Genomic DNA, 19,261 nt, shown 5'->3' on the forward strand with positions numbered 1-19,261 from the left:
GACGTTCTTCACCAGACAGGAGTGAACATTAAGATGCAACAGGATAAAACGTGGGGCAACCGGATCTTTGATTTTGTGAATCACGGCTTGCTGCTGTTGATTGGAATCGTGACGGTTATCCCGTTCATGTATATTTTGGCCGTCTCGTTTACCAGTCCGCATGAAGTGGCTAAGGGAGGATTCATTCTTTTTCCAAAAGAGTTCTCTCTGGCCGCGTACCGTTACATTTTCTCTACAGATACCTTGATTCGCAGTCTGGGTGTATCGGTCTATATTACGGTAATCGGTACTTTCATTAACCTGCTGTTTACGTCACTTATGGCGTATCCGCTATCCAGAAGATATTTGCGTGGACGCCAGCCCATTTTGCTGGGTGTATTGTTCACGATGCTCTTCAGTGGCGGGATGATTCCAACATACTTTGTCGTGAAATCTTTGCACCTGACGGATACGTTATGGTCGCTGATGTTACCTACTGCTATTAGTGCATTTAACTTGATCGTACTGAAAAACTTCTTCCAGGCCATTCCCGACGAACTGGAGGATGCAGCCAAAATTGATGGATGTAACGATGTCAGCGTATTGTTCCGGATTGTACTGCCGTTGTCCATGCCAGCGATGGCGACATTTTCACTCTTTTACGCGGTGGCCCACTGGAACAGTTTCTTCAGCGCTGTTATCTATATCAACGATAGTGAGAAGTGGCCTGTCCAAGTCTGGCTGCGTGAGATAGTCATTCTGGCACAGAGCCGAATCGGAGACACGAGTATCGAAGAGACCGAGATTCAGCCGCTTACGATTCGTATGGCCGTTATCGTATTCTCCACGATCCCGATTATGCTGGTATATCCATTCCTGCAAAAGCACTTTGCTAAAGGAGTGATGCTGGGTTCGGTGAAAGGTTGAGTCGGCACATGGTTCAAAGTCAGTTCACTATGACTGCATAAAAAAAGGGAGGTTTTCATGTTATGAAAGCAACAAAAAAGAAAGCCGTAGCTGTCTTGAGCACACTGGCACTGGTGACAGGTTTGCTGGCAGGATGCGGATCAGACGAGGGTCAGGCTGCCGAGGGCGGCGTACAAAATGTGTCCATAGCCATTGCACAGGTGGGTGATGTGCCAAGCAAAGGCAATGAAGTTCAGCAAAAGATTGAAGCGTATACCAATACCAAACTGGATATCCAGTGGATTCCGGCTTCGGCCTACAATGACAAAATCAACGTGATGATCGCTTCAAGCGATATGCCGAAAATTGTGAAGGTGCAATATAACCCAACGGTGACCAGCGCGATGCGTAATGACGTATTCTGGGAAGTTGGCCCATTGCTGAAAGACTACAAAAATCTGTCGGCACAGAACGAGCGTTTTTTTGACAACATCAAGGTAGAGGGCAAAATCTACGGGGTTCCTGTATTCTCCGATATTGCGCGGGCTACGGTGATCTATCGCAAGGATTGGTTCGAGAAGCTGAATCTCAAGGTGCCAGCCACACCGGATGAATGGTATGAAACGATCAAGACACTGGCAACCTCCGATCCGGATGGAGATGGTCAGGATAATACGTTTGGACTGATGCTTTTCAAAAAATACAATGAGGACCAATATTCCTTCACGACGCGCCTTGGCGTAAGTTTTGGTGCACCTAATAAGTGGAAGGTCGAGGATGATGGCAGCTTCACGCCGGAATTCATGACACCGGAATATATGCAGGTGCTGGATCTGCTGAAACGTTTGTACGATGAGAAACTGCTGAACCAGGACTTTGCCGTATTCGACTCTACGGAAGCGGAGAAAAAGTATGATTCCGGTGTTGTTGGTATTCGTGTTGGTGTTGCGCAGAACGGTAAAAGTCAGCAAGAGCGTTTGTCCAAAAACAATCCGGATGGTGTGGTAGACATCGCTGGTTTGCTTGGAGCGAACGGAGATCGTGTTGCAGGACAGACGGGTAACTCCGGGATTCTGGCATTCCCTAAATCAACGGTGAAATCGGAAGAAGAACTGAAGAATCTTCTCTCCTTCCTGGATAAATTGATGGACCCTGAGATGGCTACCCTGTTGATGCGTGGTATGGAAGACAAACATTACACCAAAGTGGGCGAAGATCAGGTGGAGATGAGTGACTTTGATGCATTCCAGCGTGAAGTGAAACCTTATCGTGATAATCTTCCTTATGTCGAAGGGTATAACGTACCGAAATTAAAGGATACCGAACTGGGTGAAAAAGGTACGGCACTTGCCAAGGAATTGGCGGAGCACGCTGTGTCAAACCCTGCGCTGACGTTATATTCTCCAACGTATGGTGACCGTGGGGCAGACCTGGACCAGGTGATTGCCGATGCACAGACCAAATATATTATGGGCAAGATCGATCAAAGTGGCTGGGAAAAGGAAATCGAGAATTGGGGCAATGCGGGTGGAAACAAGATTCGTGAGGAATATGCCGAAGATTACAAAAAACAGGCTCAATAAAGAGCCGGAAGCGGAGGCTTGATCATGAAGGAAACATTGCAATTCACATCCGTGCGTATGGCACAGCAGTTCATGGAAAGTTATCGTAACCATGAGCTGTATCCCAAATGGCATTATGAGAATGGCTGTCTGCTGAAAGCACTAGAGGAGCTGTATACGTACACGGGGGAGCAAAAGTATTTTGACTACATCCGTGAGCTGATGGATCATTTCGTGCAGGAAGATGGCTCGATTCGCTCCTATACGGTCGAGGAATATAACCTGGATCAGATCAATCAGGGGAAATCACTGTTCCTGTTGCACGAGAAAACGGGAGAAGAGAAGTATCGCAAAGCTGCGGAGTTGCTTATGACTCAGCTTAAGGGACAGCCACATACGAGTGAGGGCGGGTTCTGGCACAAAAAGATTTACCCTTTCCAGATGTGGCTGGATGGATTGTACATGGCTACTCCTTATCTGACCCAGTATGGTGCAGTGACGGGTGAAGAGAAGTGGTTTGACAAGGCGGCTCTGCAGCTCTTGTTGGTGGAGCAACGTACACGTGATCCGCGTAGCGGTCTCTTGTACCATGCCTGGGATGAGAGCAAAGAGCAGCGCTGGAGTTCGGGGGAGACGGGATGGTCTCCACATGTCTGGAGTCGGGCGATGGGGTGGTATGTGATGGCGGTTGTGGATACATTGGATCACTTGCCGGTAGATCATCCGCAGCGCGGACAGATTGTTGGTATTTTCGAAAGGGTAGCGAATGCACTTGTTCATGTGCAAGATCAACGGACTGGACTATGGCCACATCTGCTGGATCAGCCGGGACGTGAGCGGAACTATCTGGAGGCTTCCGGGACCTCGATGTTTGTCTATGCGTTGGCCAAGGGTGTACGTAAAGGATATCTGAGTGGCAAGTTCAAAGCGGTTGCTGAAAAAGGGTATCAGGGTCTGCTTCAGCATCTGCTGCAAACGGATCGTGAAGGGGTGCTGTCCCTGACGCAGTGCAACGGCGGAGCAGGTCTCGGAGGAAGCCCATATCGTGATGGGTCATACGAGTATTATGTGACTGAATCCATTCGAATCAATGATCCGAAGTCGGTCGCTCCGTTCATTATGGCAGGGGTGGAGATTGAACTGGCGTAATGCTGGTTCTTTTCTTCAGATTATTTATGATAGCGCATACATGGTTGGTTTGAGTGAAATGAGACAAGATCGCTGAACAATTTGGCTATCCAAAGGAGAGATGGTTCATGAGTCCAAAAGGTCCAATGTCCCGTTTAGGCGGAATCGTTGTAATTGGTGCAATGTCCGCTGGGCTGCTTGCAGGTTGCGGGGGAGAAAAAGGGCCTGCTGCAGGGGAAGGTAAACTTCCCATTTCCATCTCTTTAATGCAGGTTGGTGATATACCGGCCAAGGAGAACGGGATTGAACAGAAGATTGAGGAATATACGAATACGGATGTCAATGTACAGTGGATTCCGCAGTCTGCTTTTGATGATAAAGTGAACGTTATGGTTGCTTCAGGCGAGATGCCGACCATTATGCGAGTGAATTATGTGCCGACAACATTTAATGCCGCCAAAACGGGACTGTTCTGGGAACTGGGGCCTTACCTGAAGGATTATAAGAACCTTTCTGCCCAATCAGAGGCTTATTTTAACAATATCAAAATTGAAGGCAAGGTCTACGGTATTCCGAACTTCCGGGATATTGGACGGACTGCTATCGTATATCGCAAGGACTGGTTTGATACGTTGAAGCTGGATATACCCAAAACGCTGGATGACTGGTATGAAGTGATGCGCTCCATTCGTAAGGATGACCCGGACGGGAATGGTAAAGAGGATACGTATGGTGCACTGCTATTCAAAAAGTATAATGAGGGTGTCTCTTCCCCACTGACGCGGATCGCTGTAAGTATTGGCGGCGTTAACAAATGGGGTGTGGATGATGCTGGAAAACTGACCCCGGAGTTCTTGACCACCGAATATGTGGACACAATGAAACTCTTCAAGCAACTGTTCAGCGAGGGACTGATTAATAGTGACTTCCCTGCCCTGGACCCTTCTGATGCGGACAAAAAAATGGATTCGGGCCTGATTGGCATGAAGCTGAATGGTGTGGCCCAGAACGGAAAGTCCTCTCAGCAACGGCTTACGCCTAATGCTCCCGACGGAGAGATTGATGTGGCTCCATTCCAGGGAACCGATGGTATCCGAATCGCCGGGGAGCCAGGAAACTATGGAATGCTGGTCATCCCAAAGGCGTCAGTAACGGATGAGGAGCAATTGAAGCAGGTTCTCACGTTCCTGGATCAGTTGATGGATGAGGAATTAAGCGCGTTGCAGCTCCGTGGATTGCTCGATGTGCACTACACCAAGACTGCTGATGGGAAAACCGAACTTAAGGATTTTGACGCTTATCAGCGTGAAGTGAAGCCATACCGGGATAATCTGTTAAGCATTGAAGGGTACAACGTACCTGAACTGGTCGATGTCCCGATTGGCATGAAGGGGACGAAGATGGCACGTGAGAATGAGCAGTACGCCATTGCCAATCCTGCACTCACATTGTCTTCGGCGATCTATACTGAGCGTGGCCAGGAGCTGGATCAGATGATCTGGGATGCGCAGACCAAGTACATTATGGGTAAAATCGATGATGCTGGTTGGGAGCAGGAAATAGCGAGCTGGAGGAAAGTTGGTGGTGATCAATTGATCACCGAACTGGAAGCATCCTATAAGGAATTAAACGGAAAATAAAGCTGGATGGAATAAAAAAAGGTTGATCAAATGGAATGATATGGTTTATTCTATGAGTGAGTTCATTTTCCAATATCATAAGAAAGACCACACCCTTAAAGCATAAGGCTATGAATCTGCGGATTCATGGCCTTTTTTTGTGTTTTAAGCGAATGAAGTGGGTCTATGGAAGGAGGGGCGCACGCCTTGAAGTGATGGGGATGGACGAAAAATAATACCAATAGCCTAGTACAACATGGTAGAATATTGATTATTATGTCAAATTTAGGTTTTATTTATGAAGAGAAGTGACTAGGTTGACCAAGTAAAGCATCCCCATACTAAGGTACATAGGAGCGTGAGTAGATTGAAGAAGCAGATTGAAGGACACGAGAAGAAGAAAAAACGGAACGGTTGGATCGTCGGGTTGTTAACGACTGCTGTATTGGCAGGAACACTATTACCCGTTGGCCCCGTACATTTAACGTCAACAGCGAATGCTGCATCGGGAACAAGTGACACTGCCCTTAGCAAGTTCAAGGATATCAAGGGCCACTGGGCTCAAGCAACAATTGCCAAAGCGTATGAAAAAAATCTGATCTCTGGTTACCAGGACGGAACGTTTCGTCCCAATGGCAAAATCACGCGTGGGGAATATGCGACAATACTCGCCCGTGCGACTGGACTAGAGAAGGTAGAGGGGCAGAATTCCTTTGCTGATCTCAAGGGCCATTGGTCTGAAGCCGCGGTTAGCCAACTTGTCGGACAAGGATTCATTAACGCTGGTGATTACGCCAAAGGGTTCAATCCAAATGCGGAACTGACACGTTACGAGATGATGAAATGGATTGCAAATGGACTGATTAAGTCCGGGAGCAGCTTCCAGGATGCTTTTAACGATACGAAAAACACGTTGCTCCCCACACCGGAAGTGAACCGGGGTACCATTCGTGCCGAGCAGATTCCTTATCTCGCCCTCGTACGTGGGACAGGCATTGTGGGTGGGTTCCAGGATGGCACATTAAAACCAGCGGATTCCACTACTCGTGCAGAAGTATCGGCCATTTTACTGCGTTATATGGACGTAGAGGGCACGGATGCCGGGAAGTACAGTGACTTGAATGAGATGAGAGAGGTCGGCACGACAGGTACGAATCTAACGACGATTAGTAATTATTTTTATACTAAAAATTCAGTTAAAGTAAGTGATATATCTAAAGAAGAAATTAATTTGTCTAATAAGTCTGGTGTAGTTACGCTTCATCGATATATCGTCGTGGATGTTACTCAAGGTAAAGCGAAAGGCATCTATGCACCATTATTTATCGGTCCAGAAACACATATTTTCAAAGGTAATTATATGGCTTTTGCAGATATATCTTTTACATCAAAAATTGAGAAATCCAATCTAATCACCTTTAATGGCGGTCTATATAGTGGTTTTTTACAATTTAATCGATTGGATCTTAAACAAACCTCTAAAAATGGCTGGGTAACTATCCCTGAGAATTCGAGTGAATTGATTAAGAAAGATGTAAAGAAGAGATTTTGGATCACATCCGTTTTGGATGGAAAAAGTGGGGCATATATCTTTAATGAAAAAAGTGAAAATGTTCTACAAATTCAAAATATGTAAGTAGTATTAAATGGTGGTGAAGTATTATTGTGGGTTAATGGTGAGAAGAAATCCTTAATTGTTATCTTGATTTTTCTTTTTAATATACTATGTTTGAATTTATCATCGCCTATAGAAGCTGCAAGCTCGGATCCGTATGGGCCCAAGAAACAAGAAATATCTAATACAATACAGTCGTTAGAAAGAGTAGCAAATCCAGGTGTTTATTGGTATCAGCTTGATAATGGTAGCTTCAGGGCAGATCACACTAACGGACCAACATTCTCGAATAACCTTAATAGTAATTCATGCTCTAGACCATTTCCGGCTGAAAAAGAAATACCTAACGAAGTCGATTTTTCCAGGTGGCCTGCTGAATATTGGCCAGAGTTCCAATCCCAAAGAATTACACAGCGAATGGTAGAAAATATTCGGATTAAGAGTGTAGATTATCAAACAAGCAATAAGCAGTTATTCTATACTGGGGTTGGTACTACGGTTATAAGAGAAGGTAGTACCATAGTAAAAATCAATACCAAAACAGGAGGTTCACACCAAGTAACGGAGTGGAATGATTATGAGAACGGTGGTAGAACAAATCAAGGTTGTCTCAAACAAGTGGTAGCCTACCATACACCAATGGATATCATTTGGGAAGGCGATCTGGTTGAAGAAAAAGAAATCGATGTAACCCCAGATTCAACCCTTACCATAGGACAAACCCAGCAGATGGAAGCCTTGGTGAAGACGAAGGGTTATGGTGCGACAGCCTTTGGTGAGGGCATCGAGGTTTCCCGCAGGGAAGCAGAGATCAAATGGTTTTCTTCTGACGAGACGATTGCGAGTATAGAGCTCAAAACAGGGATGTTAACAGCTGAGAGTCCGGGCACGGTCACTGTGCGTGCCATCTGGAACAATGGTACATACCTTATCTCGGATACAGCCACCATAACCGTTACGTCTGAGCCAGGACTCGTGGTGAATCTGCCGAACGCTTGCAAAGCCAATACCACACCCCTACAGGCGGAAGCGGTTTTAACCAAACCGGATCGCTCTGTTCATAAACTGACGGCTCATTCCAAATTGACGTGGCAGAGCTCGAATCTGGATGTGGCAACGATCGGCGCAGATGGCAAAATCACGACCAAAGGGATCGTGGGTAGCACAACTATCAAGGCTCATTTTCTTGATCCTGCTCAGCAACTGGATGAAGAAGGGACTCAGGTGCTTGAGGTGAAGGACTGCACGGATAATGGAGAAGGCGGTAATGGTGGTGATCCGGGGGGCGACCCTGTGAACGCATGCCCTGTGACCATCAGCCAACCAAGTAGAGGTACGGTGATTGAAGCAGCGGTTATGGACCCATCTGTTCGGGGCGTGCTGAAGGCAGATGACCGGGGAGCTGAGAAGTTTGATGTCACTCGTGGTATTCCGACCTCGGAAGATCTCTATGCCAATGTCTTAGCTAAGGGATATCTGTTCCAGCACCGTTGGGTTAATATGACCGGAACGGTGACTTATACCGTGAATGTGAAAAGGGTTTATCATAAAACCTGGACGATTCCGGGAAGACCCTCTCGTGGTGAGGGCGATCCAGGAACACCTCCTGAGCCTAAAGAACTTGATGTGCCTGGAGATAAATCCATGCAAGTAACACGGACATATAGCTATTGGCAGATCGATAACCTGGAGGTATACAAGTTAAATGAGGCAAAGGTATCTAACTATGCGCTAGGAGGTTATGGTGACACCGTAACTCTAACGCCCAATCAATATACACCTCCTACTTTGCAATCGGTTATGGATACTGCAGTTACTAATCATGTGAAACCTGCGCCATGTCGAGAGATTGATCTTGGCATCAAAGGGGTTCCGGGTGGTTCGGCTGAACCGTCTACGCCAGATGAAACGTCATTGTTTCAATCTGAAGCTGAAGCGGAGGTTAGAGAGAACACCGTTAATAACGACAAGGTAACCTTTAATGGAGCGACGATTATGGACCCTGCTCCGGTGGAGAAAACAGCTCCAAGACCTGGCACGATCCCACAGCCTAGCATGATCGGAGACTATGTTCTGTACCAGAACCGGCTGACGATCAAGAACACATTGATAAACAAAGCTAACCAGCCGACCACGGGTGAGATTACGTACGGACTGCTGCATGGCAATGTGAACGGAGGGCAGGATCAGAAGTTTCCCATTCTGGGCATCAACTCGGTGACGGTACATACTCCGGTTGTGAACTATGCCTGGGTGTCAGATGATCAGCCGCATAACCAGAAGACCATGCCTGATCCGACCAGGGCTGCACTTATTTTAGAGCGTCCATTCATTGTGCGGATACCAACTTCAGGTCAACATTTGGATGCAGCAAGTTACCCTGGTTATGGAAATCGTGATTATGCAAAATATTTTCGGATCAAACAGGTTCGTTTCCCATTCGATGTCTATAACGGTGCCAGAAGTCAGTTTATCCCTGCCCTGACATGGGTGGATATTCCGGTAAATCAATTGGACACCCCTTTTTATCTTCCTGTATGGGTAGATGAGGGGAATTACCAGATCGAGTTCCGTAATATCGCCGAAAATGCACCTGCAAACTTTACGGAACAACAGGATGCGAACACGAATCTGACCCATCATGTGGCAGCAGATACCGTTGCTGTGGAGGTCATCGGACGATTGTATGATTTTCATATCACCGATATTTCAGACTATAACTGGGAGAATGTGTTTCGCAAGCGGATGGGCAGTCCGGAACCAACAGGTGTGAGTTACTGGACCGGAGGAAATGGTATCGACGGAGATCCCCGAGGTAACTTAGCTCCCTATGTCCTGCCTATTCGTCCCGGCAGTCATCCGGTACAGGGTTTTCGGAATGCAACGGTGAAGACAGGGTACCATTTCAAGTTTGATCTGAAGACCAAGGGCAATATGTTTGGGAAACAGGATGGTATCCGGATTACGCCGACGTTCTCTTTTGTGAGCAAAGATGGCACGACCCGGCAAGAAGTGGATTTATATTACCATCGAGGACAGGAACGACTCATTGGTATTGGATCGGCACAGGATCTAGAAAAACGCTTTGTTATCCTGAATTCACGTTTAAGGAATGTGCCCGGTATGGAGTTAGGCGATACAGCACGTTATCAGTATACTTATGAACTGTCCGAGGAGGAACGTAATCAGGGTACAATGGCAGAACATATGGTTCGTTTCGTGGATCAGACCTCTCATTATAAAACGTGGGTAGGTCGTTATGACTGGATGATTCTTCCTTCACAGATCCGTACACTCATTGGCCCCAAAACAGATATACCTTCAGGTGTTAATGTAGATCGGGCGAATGCAGCGATTCAGCGCTGGTATGGCGAATATAGCTTGCCAGCGGATGTATATGCTGTCCCCAAAGGAACCAATCTAGAACTGCTCGCCAGACAAAATCAGTTGGATGAGAAGGCAAAGGTATTTCTGAGGGACGGTTACATCGTGGTTAACTTCAATATCGAAACATTGCGCAGCGGCAATACGAATGCACCGCACCTGCAATATATTCATGCCCCGTTGATGAATCAATGGCAGATGGAGGGTTTCGATAACAGCCAGGTAGATGGTCAGGGTAGAAGCTGGCCGATGCATGACGGGGACGTGGTTTTGTACCACGCCGATCAATCCAGCCGTAATGATTTCCAATCCCAAGTACCGCATTAATTAGACATTGTTGTACCCCTAGAGAAGGCAGGCGTGATGTGAATCCACATGACGTTTGTCTTCTTTTGCGTAATTTCGATTATGGTTGGTCAACAGAACGGGTATAAAGGGTAAGGAGCATTCGTTCCATTAATTCATAAAATTTTTCCAACGAGAGGGGAACAACACACATGATTGAAGAGGATAAGCAGGAACTATTGTTTTCAGAAGATACATATGAAGGAAGAGATCTGGGTGTCACATTAGAAGCACATGCCTGTCGCTTCAAAGTCTGGTCACCGTTAGCTGTTCAGATGGAACTACTTCTGTATCCACCTTTGACAGGGGGGACCCCCGAGGAAGAGCCCAATCAACGTAAACAGCAGGCGTTACCCATGCGAAAAAAAGAACAAGGCGTCTGGGTTCTCGAACTGGAGGGCGATTTAAGTAGCTACCGTTACATGTACAAGCCTACTTTCAAAGATGGACATACAACGACTGCGGTAGATCCATACGCACGAGCGGTGACCATGAACGGAGAAATGGGTGTAATTGTAAAACTGGAGCAGACGCATCCGATTGGATGGAGTGAGGATGTTCGTCCGGAATTGATCAGTCCTGTAGATGCAGTCTTATACGAGTTGCATGTGCGTGATTTTTCCATTCACTCATCATCTGGCATAACGAATAAAGGCAAATACATGGCTTTTACCGAGACGGGGCTGCGCGATTCGGAGGGCAACACGCTGGGGATCGATCATTTGGTTGAACTGGGAATCACCCATGTGCATCTGCTGCCTGTATTTGATTTTGCAACAGTGGATGAATCCAGGGTGGATGGTGATACGTCTGATGCCTCCAACTATAACTGGGGATATGATCCACTTCATTACAATGTCCCGGAAGGTTCCTATGCCTCACGTGCAGATGATCCGGAGACACGAATTCGTGAGTTCAAATCAATGGTGCTTGCCCTTCATAACAAGGGAATAGGTATCATTATGGATGTGGTATATAATCATACGTTTAATACGGCAGGCAGCTCGTTTGAAAAACTTGTACCCGGATACTACTATCGCCAGAATCCTGATGGGACTTATAGTAATGGTTCAGGTACAGGCAATGAGGTGGCTACTGAACGTGCCATGGTTCGCAAGTTTATTATCGATTCGGTCCGTTACTGGGCAGAGGAGTACCATGTGGATGGTTTTCGATTTGACCTAATGGGCCTGATCGACACAACTACGATGAAACAGCTTGCAGCGGAGTTACACGCCGAAGTATCCCCATCCATATTGTTATATGGTGAACCATGGGGTGCACTGGATTCGCCGCTTGGAGATGATATGACTCTAAAAGGAGCACAGCGCGGTGCTGGTTTCGCCGTGTTTAACGATAATTTCCGCGGAGTGATCAAGGGAGACAGCGATGGAACGGGTACGGGATTTGCGACGGGCGCGGACGGGAAAGAAGGCGAATTGTGGACAGGCGTACGGGGAGCAATCGATGATTTTGCGGATGGTCCATCCGAAACCATTAACTATGTAACGGTGCATGATAATCTCAACCTGTGGGACAAAGTCGCACGTACACAAGGACTCCATGATACCTTGAATTTCCTCACCTATGATGAGGATGGAAGTATCCGGGGATGCCAAAGTGTGGAAGAGGCTGTAGAGAAGGCCAAGCCTTACCTGCAGATTGATCCGGATCACATTCTGGAGAATGAGACCGTTAGACGTTGTCTGCTTGCCAATGGTATCGTGCTAACCTCCCAGGGTGTCCCCTTGATTGCAGCCGGAGATGAGCTGCTTCGTAGCAAATATGGGGATGCCAACAGCCATCAAAGTGGTGACGTAGTTAATGCTATTCATTGGGTGCGAAAGCGGCAGTTCAAGCCGGTGTTTGACTATTACCATGGGCTGATCCGTCTTCGGCGAGAGCATCCAGCCTTTCGGCTTCGTACACGGGAAGAGATCGAGAAGCATGTTCGTCTACTTGAAAAAGGTAATGGTGTACTAGCCTATGAATTGGAAGGTGCGGCCGTCAGCGATTCATGGGAACGCATTGTCGTCATCTATAATGCTGCAAAAGAAACCCGTACCGTCTTTGTTCCCACAGGGACATGGAATGTGGTCGTAGAGGAAGGGAAAGCCGATGTCGATGCGATACGTATCGTGCAGGACGGACAGGTTAATGTGAATGCACTATCCATGACGGTGATGTATTCGAAGTCCTGATTGTCACAAAATATATAAATCAATCCTCCTTTCCGTTCGGAAAGGGGGATTTTGTGTCCAGTGAAAAAGCACTGTCTTTATCGTAGGAGGACTTCGTCATACTCGATCTTTATTAGACGTCCGCCATATTTGTGCGTAGTTTAGCATAGTTTTCGTTCTTACCACGTTCGTTCTGCAAATATTCTTATATATTTCAAACTTTTTTTGTCGGGACAGGTACAAATGCTGTCAATCTATGGCGCTTGTTTACATATCTATATTTTGAAAGCGATTGCTAATTGAATACTTGAATCGAACCGATATGATGAGTACAGACAACCCCGGGTTGACAAATCACGTCCCACTCCGTAACATCGGGACAACACGAAATCAATGGATATAAAGGCGGTGGGAACGATGCCGGAATGGACTTCTTTTCGTTACGATGGCAACGATCTTGGCTTAACATATACTCGTGCAGCAAGTACTTTTAAATTGTGGGCACCTACGGCACAACAGGTTTATATATTGGTTTTTGAAGATGAAGGTCATTACAACGATAGTGGCAAAGTACAAGATCATGAAGGTGGACAGGAACATACTCTGACGCGCGATGCGGACGGAATATGGAATCTGGAGCTATATGGCGATTGGGCAGGACATTTTTATATGTACCGAATCATCCATGATGATCAGCGGATTGAAGTGGTTGCTGATCCGTATGCCAGAGCGGTAACAGCTAATGGGCAACGAACAGCCATTATCGATCCTGAGACCACCAATCCGGTCGATTGGGACCTGGATGTCAAACCTGCGTTTCTGCGTCCTGTCGATGCCGTGTTATATGAGTTGCATGTCCGTGATTTTTCCTCGGATCCCCATGCAGATATTCCGTATAAGGGGAAATATCTGGCATTCACGGCATCCGGATTGACAGATCGAGCAGGCAATAGCATTGGGATAGACCATCTTGCCGAACTGGGCGTCACTCATGTGCATCTTATGCCTGTAGCGGATTATCAGACGGTGAATGAACTCGCTACGGCGGATGTGGGTTCAAATGTCAGAGCACCATACAACTGGGGATATGATCCCCAGCATTATAACGTACCCGAAGGTTCGTATGCGACAGATCCACGTGATCCGGCAGTTCGCATTCGAGAGTTCAAATCCCTCGTTCAATCACTGCACAGACAAGGCATTCGCGTTGTACTTGATGTGGTCTATAACCATACGTATAGCGTGGAAGAGGGACCTTTTGAACGGATTGTACCAGGCTATTATTATCGTTATCGGGAGGATGGTACCCTCAGTAATGGTTCTGGTGTAGGCAATGAATTGGCGACCGAACGACCAATGGTGCGAAAATATATTTTGGATTCTCTCCGATATTGGGCAGAGGAATATCATGTGGACGGATTTCGATTTGACCTCATGGCCCTGATTGATACGGAAACGATGAATGAATTAACGCGCGAGCTGCGGGAACAGGTCGATCCGGCGTTTCTGATCTATGGGGAACCCTGGACGGGTGGAGATTCACCTTTGGACCGCAAAACGTTAAAAGGAACCCAGCGAGGTCAGGGATTTGCTGTATTTAATGATCATTTTCGCAGTGCAATCAAGGGAGATAGTGATGGCAGTGGCAGAGGGTTTGTCACGGGTGCCGGAGGACAGGAATATGAGCTTATTAGGGGATTAGCAGGAGCATTGGATGATTTTACATCTTCACCTGTAGAAACCGTCAATTATGTGACTGCCCATGACAATCTCAATTTATGGGATAAAGTTGCGACCACAATGAATCTCAGACATGAATTAGGTTTTCCCGTATGGAAGGACGGACAGCCCGTTGGAGGCGGAAGTGCGGAGTCGGCTGTAAAAGCAGCAGATCCTTATCGATATGTCGATGTGGATGATGTAATGGATCATGAGATGGTTCGTCGTTCGTTGCTGTCTTCCGGTATTCTACTTACCTCTCAGGGCATTCCGTTTCTGCATGCAGGGGATGAGATGCTCCGATCCAAAGCCGGTGATCATAACAGTTATCGGAGCGGGGATGCGGTGAACACCATCACATGGGCCAATAAATCGCGGTTCAGACCGGTGTTTGACTACTACCGTGGTCTTATTCATCTGCGACGTACTCATCCCGCCTTTCGTATGATTGATGCCGAACAGGTACGTAATCACCTTCGTGTGATTCGTGGCGACGGCAATGTGGTTGCTTTTATACTTCAGGATGGAGCGAATCAGGATACCTGGAATCAGATTATGGTCATATATAACGGAACGGAACACCAGCAGCATGTGGACCTGGGGGAAGGTGACTGGCATATTGTGGTCAACGATCATCAGGCAGGTACAGATCTGATCGAGACCGTTCGTGGCACTGTTCAGGTAGAACGGTGGTCATTGATGGTTTTGTATGACACAGAGCATCCTGGAGGCGCTGAACCGGCTACCCTGGAGATTAGTTTTCCACGTCAGGTATACAGTCCGAAGGAGACCACTCAACTGCGAGCCATTGTAAGGGACAGCATCGGCAATGTGGTAGAGAATGCCCCGGTTACCTGGACTTCTTCAGAGCCGGATATTATTCGGATACAACCTGATGGAACAATCCAAGCGCTGGAATGTGGGGAAGCTTCGATTACAGTCCACTGTGGGGAGATAACGGCAACCTGTATGTTACAGGTGGATCATCGTCATGCAGAGCGAATCGAAATTGTGGGCGAACCTGTCATGTACATGACTCGAATTAGCCGCTTCCGTGCATTGGTGCTTGATCAATTCGGTCAGCCGCTTCAGGATTCAAACATACGTTGGAGCTCCTCTCATCCGGAACTGGCAGCAGTGAGTGCAGCGGGGATCGTACGTGCGATGACACCTGGAGCAACCCATATTATTGCTGAATCTGGAGGGATCCGGGCAACGCTTGGCGTAACCATTCATAAACAGATTTCGCGAACGGTCACGCTCCGATACGAACGGGAAGACCAGCATTATGAAGGTTGGGATGTCTGGGTATGGGGCACAGGTATGGAAGACGGAGCGGTACGACTGGAACAAGTTGGAAATGCCACTGAAGCCCGTTTCCGCGTAGCTCCAGGTTTGCATCACTTGGGACTCATCATTCGACTGAACGAGTGGGAGGCCAAAGATACATGCGGAGATCGTTACGTGGATATCGTACCTGAAGATGGAGATGTACACATTACGGTCCGCAGTGGGTCAGACGAGATGCAGGTCATTCGCGAAAGGGATAATTCAGAGGGGCGTAATAGTGCATAACGTTCTTTTTAATAACATCATAAGGTAGTTCGTCAAAACCCTTGATAAACCAGCAGTTGGAAGAGATTCCGACTGCTTTTTTGGTCTGATTATAAGAAGTCTGGCATGTCAAAAAATAAAGAATTATCCTGTTCCGTGTTTGAGATCCTCTATCATTGGGGTAAATATAGATATGGCCCACGATTCGGCCAAAGAAAAAAAGACCATTATGGTCTACGAGAGAAGCCTTAGCGCTTTCCAACAAATATAATGTAGTGATCCCTTGAAGGAGGATGTTCAATCATGAAATCCAACGGAAAAATGGCTCAACTTACAGCAACGCCAAGAACGGAAAAGAAAGGTGCAGCACTGCGCCTGTTAAGACAAGGTGGACGAGTTCCCGCTGTCGTATACGGCCCGGGACAAGAAGGTTCCTCCATACATGTAGATGAAAAAGAAGTGCTGAAAGTGGCACGCACAGGCCGCTCCGAGATGTTCAACTTGAATGTTGAGGGCGGTAAAACGATTCCAGTGCTGATCAAGGATCAGCAAGAGCGTAACGGACGTTTGCTTCATGTAGACTTCCTGCAAATTTCCAAGAACAAGCCGATCAGCGTAAGTGTATCGATCGACTTCCAGGGTACAGCAGCCGGTTCGAAAGCTGGTGGTGTATTCCAGACACAGGAAACACAATTGGAAGTAGAAGGTTTGCCAGCAGATCTGCCAACTTCTATTGAGGTTGATGTGAGCGGATTGGACATTGGTGATCGCTTGACTGCTGCGGATATCAAACTGAATAAAGGTTTGACACTCGTAACATCAGCTGAATCCATTATCGCTTCCGTTATGCCGCCACAAGCGGTTGAGGAAGAGCCAACAGCATCTGCTGAGGAAGCTGAACCGGCAGCTGAAGAAAAAGCTGAAGAAGAATAAGCCAAGCTACGGGATCTTGCCAGATCTCATGCATAACCAAAGCCCAGTCCTAGTGACTGGGCTTTTTTTTGTTTGCCGAGCAAGAGAGTTCAATAGGCACATCGTTCGCATGAAAAATGAGAATGTACTACAATACAGGTTAAAGGATAAGAAAGTGGGTTTATTTCAATGTTTGATCCAACGGTGTATGACAATCTGAAAGTCGGGTTTGAGAATCATCTCTATGATATGGATAACCTGGATGAGCGTATTCAGATTAAGGGGCGTAAAGATCGGCTGGAGATGGCGGTAATGTCCAGAGAGTTCATGTTACAATTCTGTCTCAGGAATCGTCCTGAAGTAACAGGCGAAGTCGTGCTCAGCAGTTCCCTTGAGGAGCTTGCAGCCGAGATTTTGGAGACGCCTGATACACATCCGGGATGCCGTCTGGAACTTCGGTTTGGCATGGTTGTGAAGGAGCCAGAGACGCAGTGCCCAGCGATTCGTTCGATATTGCAGATGAGCTGGCCTGAGCAGAAGGTATGCCAGAATATCCGATATATCTTTGATGAACAGCCAAGCACGTATAACGTCACGGCACACGTATATTTTGACCGCAGTGTGAATGAAGACCAGATGGGAGATATTCCTGAACTCTGTGAGCATATGGCGAATGTGATGAATCAATTATTACCGTTGTATAACCAGTAATTCCGAATAAAGCCTTGTCTCTTTGTAGAGATCAGGGCTTTTTTGTATTATTTTTAGAAAATTGTATAGGCTTTCAGGCTTAGGTATAAGGCCTTTTGGGTTAATATTTTACGCAAGCAAGTAAGAGAATGTATATTAAAAGGGGGTAAGAGTGCAATTGAACTATATACAAACGGTGAAATTGCGAAAATAATATTGGGACTAAAGATTTAGTTCTGTACTAAAGGAACTAGTTTTCCTTGCCGATAAAATATCGAAGGGGAGAAACTACATGACAGAGAAATTAATTCGTCTGCTGCGTATACTTCAGGCTATACAAGCAAATCCCGGAATTTCCGCCAAGGAGTTGGCGCTGAAATGCGGTACAACTGTACGCACGATATATCGTGATCTCCGGATTTTGGACAGGGTCGCCCCGATTATGAATGAAGGATACGGCAAGGGTTACCGATTTATTGGTGAGTTTGCGATGTATCCGTTAGACTTTACTGAACAGGAAGCGATGGTTTTCTCCATGCTTCCGTCCGTAGTTGATACCTCCAAGTTACCTGCTGAATTTGATTCAGCTTTTGACAAGGTCATGTCAGCTCATACCAAATTAAAATCAAGAAACAGTGACATTGTAGAGAATATTGCGGGAATTATTCGGATGGGCACGCCAGCTTATCGTGAGGAAGGAAAAGACCCTAATTTGCTGATTCCCATCATCGAAGCGATTCTAAGTCGGCAAACGATTCGCACTCAATATCATACGCTGACTAGAAATGAGATCACGGTCCGGGATATCGATCCTTATTATCTTATTCCGCGGGATCAACGTTTTTATCTGATTGGATACTGTCATTTGCTACAAAAAGTCCGATTGTTTCGAATTAGCCGCTTTCTGGATGTGGAGAGAACACATGTCGAATTCGACAAGGGTGATTTCAACATAACGCAGTACATGAAGAACACATGGTCCATTGACCGTGGCGACGAACATATCCATTTCAAGGTAAGATTCTCTGAGAGAGTGGCCCCCTACATAAAAGAAGAAGAGATGTTTGTTCGCCCGCGAATGACGGATATGTCGGATGGGGGATTGTTATTTGAAGTGACACTGAATAGCAGCCGAGAGTTTTTGAAATGGTTGTATCAATTCGGACCCGAGGCAGAGGTACTTGAACCTCGTGAGTTTCGTAAAGAGATACGCAGGCAACTCGTGGAGTGGTTGGAGCATTATGATAACGAAGTATATTTGTGAAATTTTCAAAATGGAGAATACAGGAAAAGGAGCAGGTGATATGAGCACCAAATTATTCGCAGCTATGTATGGGATGGAGCATTTCCATGGAGTGCAAGCTTTACATGTGGGGGACACCGTGTATCTCGTCAAAGATCCAGATAATCGTTTGGACCATCAAGCGATTAAGGTTGTTATTCCCCCGATTGGAGCCGTAGGTTATATCGTTAATGATCCGCTTGTCGTACCGCATGGATGTTGGACCGGGACGGCATTCTATGATGTTTTTCATCAACTAACGTGTGCCAAAGTGCGCTTCATGATGAGAGATCTGGTTATTATGGAGTTAATTGAGATGAGCCAAATTCCCATTCCGCAAATGGATTCTTTTATCACCGGATGGCAATCTCGTGAAAAAGCTTGAT

The 19,261-nt window shown here is 46.6% G+C and carries 12 protein-coding genes; all 12 read left to right on the top strand.

The features are described 5' to 3' along the window. Positions 1 to 33: 33 nt before the first annotated feature. Positions 34 to 906: a carbohydrate ABC transporter permease gene (locus tag HF638_RS20790; RefSeq protein WP_169481870.1), complete on the top strand. Its 873-nt coding sequence runs from the start codon at positions 34 to 36 to the stop codon at positions 904 to 906. Between the two features lie 62 nt (positions 907 to 968). Next, positions 969 to 2,468: an extracellular solute-binding protein gene (locus tag HF638_RS20795; RefSeq protein WP_169481871.1), complete on the top strand. Its 1,500-nt coding sequence runs from the start codon at positions 969 to 971 to the stop codon at positions 2,466 to 2,468. Positions 2,469 to 2,492: 24 nt separating this feature from the next. After that, positions 2,493 to 3,596 (top strand): glycoside hydrolase family 88/105 protein, encoded by a 1,104-nt coding sequence (locus tag HF638_RS20800; RefSeq protein ID WP_169481872.1) that lies wholly within the window; start codon positions 2,493 to 2,495, stop codon positions 3,594 to 3,596. Positions 3,597 to 3,703: 107 nt separating this feature from the next. Continuing rightward, positions 3,704 to 5,215 (top strand): extracellular solute-binding protein, encoded by a 1,512-nt coding sequence (locus tag HF638_RS20805; RefSeq protein WP_211175719.1) that lies wholly within the window; start codon positions 3,704 to 3,706, stop codon positions 5,213 to 5,215. Positions 5,216 to 5,561: 346 nt separating this feature from the next. Next, on the top strand, positions 5,562 to 6,830 hold the full coding sequence (locus tag HF638_RS20810; RefSeq protein WP_169481873.1) for an S-layer homology domain-containing protein: 1,269 nt from the start codon (positions 5,562 to 5,564) through the stop codon (positions 6,828 to 6,830). 396 nt (positions 6,831 to 7,226) lie between these two features. Further along, positions 7,227 to 10,520 carry a DUF5704 domain-containing protein gene (locus HF638_RS20815; protein ID WP_248278216.1) on the top strand — a complete coding sequence of 1,098 codons (3,294 nt, stop codon included), beginning with the start codon at positions 7,227 to 7,229 and terminating at the stop codon, positions 10,518 to 10,520. A gap of 170 nt (positions 10,521 to 10,690) precedes the next feature. Then, positions 10,691 to 12,739 carry a type I pullulanase gene (gene pulA / locus HF638_RS20820; RefSeq protein WP_169481875.1) on the top strand — a complete coding sequence of 683 codons (2,049 nt, stop codon included), beginning with the start codon at positions 10,691 to 10,693 and terminating at the stop codon, positions 12,737 to 12,739. Positions 12,740 to 13,135: 396 nt separating this feature from the next. After that, a complete protein-coding gene (pulA, locus tag HF638_RS20825) occupies positions 13,136 to 16,012 on the top strand; it encodes a type I pullulanase (RefSeq protein WP_169481876.1) in 2,877 nt (958 codons plus the stop codon). A gap of 282 nt (positions 16,013 to 16,294) precedes the next feature. After that, positions 16,295 to 16,924 carry a 50S ribosomal protein L25 gene (locus tag HF638_RS20830; RefSeq protein ID WP_169481877.1) on the top strand — a complete coding sequence of 210 codons (630 nt, stop codon included), beginning with the start codon at positions 16,295 to 16,297 and terminating at the stop codon, positions 16,922 to 16,924. A 168-nt stretch (positions 16,925 to 17,092) separates the two neighbouring features. After that, a complete protein-coding gene (locus HF638_RS20835) occupies positions 17,093 to 17,614 on the top strand; it encodes a hypothetical protein (RefSeq protein WP_169481878.1) in 522 nt (173 codons plus the stop codon). A gap of 271 nt (positions 17,615 to 17,885) precedes the next feature. Continuing rightward, complete coding sequence (locus HF638_RS20840) at positions 17,886 to 18,857, top strand: helix-turn-helix transcriptional regulator (RefSeq protein ID WP_169481879.1); 972 nt, start codon at positions 17,886 to 17,888, stop codon at positions 18,855 to 18,857. A 40-nt stretch (positions 18,858 to 18,897) separates the two neighbouring features. Continuing rightward, the gene (locus tag HF638_RS20845; RefSeq protein ID WP_169481880.1) at positions 18,898 to 19,260 is read left to right on the top strand and encodes an HIRAN domain-containing protein; all 363 of its coding nucleotides are present in this window, start codon (positions 18,898 to 18,900) and stop codon (positions 19,258 to 19,260) included. The last annotated feature ends 1 nt before the right edge of the window (position 19,261 follow it).

Source organism: Paenibacillus sp. SZ31, assembly GCF_012912005.1.
Lineage (GTDB): Bacteria > Bacillota > Bacilli > Paenibacillales > Paenibacillaceae > Paenibacillus.

What these genes read in the sequence shown, in the direction of transcription:
- HF638_RS20790 (WP_169481870.1), top strand. Translation starts at nt 34, where the DNA reads ATGCAACAGGATAAAACGTGGGGCAACCGGATCTTTGATTTTGTGAAT.
- HF638_RS20795 (WP_169481871.1), top strand. Translation starts at nt 969, where the DNA reads ATGAAAGCAACAAAAAAGAAAGCCGTAGCTGTCTTGAGCACACTGGCA.
- HF638_RS20800 (WP_169481872.1), top strand. Translation starts at nt 2,493, where the DNA reads ATGAAGGAAACATTGCAATTCACATCCGTGCGTATGGCACAGCAGTTC.
- HF638_RS20805 (WP_211175719.1), top strand. Translation starts at nt 3,704, where the DNA reads ATGAGTCCAAAAGGTCCAATGTCCCGTTTAGGCGGAATCGTTGTAATT.
- HF638_RS20815 (WP_248278216.1), top strand. Translation starts at nt 7,227, where the DNA reads ATGGTAGAAAATATTCGGATTAAGAGTGTAGATTATCAAACAAGCAAT.
- pulA (WP_169481875.1), top strand. Translation starts at nt 10,691, where the DNA reads ATGATTGAAGAGGATAAGCAGGAACTATTGTTTTCAGAAGATACATAT.
- pulA (WP_169481876.1), top strand. Translation starts at nt 13,136, where the DNA reads ATGCCGGAATGGACTTCTTTTCGTTACGATGGCAACGATCTTGGCTTA.
- HF638_RS20830 (WP_169481877.1), top strand. Translation starts at nt 16,295, where the DNA reads ATGAAATCCAACGGAAAAATGGCTCAACTTACAGCAACGCCAAGAACG.
- HF638_RS20835 (WP_169481878.1), top strand. Translation starts at nt 17,093, where the DNA reads ATGTTTGATCCAACGGTGTATGACAATCTGAAAGTCGGGTTTGAGAAT.
- HF638_RS20840 (WP_169481879.1), top strand. Translation starts at nt 17,886, where the DNA reads ATGACAGAGAAATTAATTCGTCTGCTGCGTATACTTCAGGCTATACAA.
- HF638_RS20845 (WP_169481880.1), top strand. Translation starts at nt 18,898, where the DNA reads ATGAGCACCAAATTATTCGCAGCTATGTATGGGATGGAGCATTTCCAT.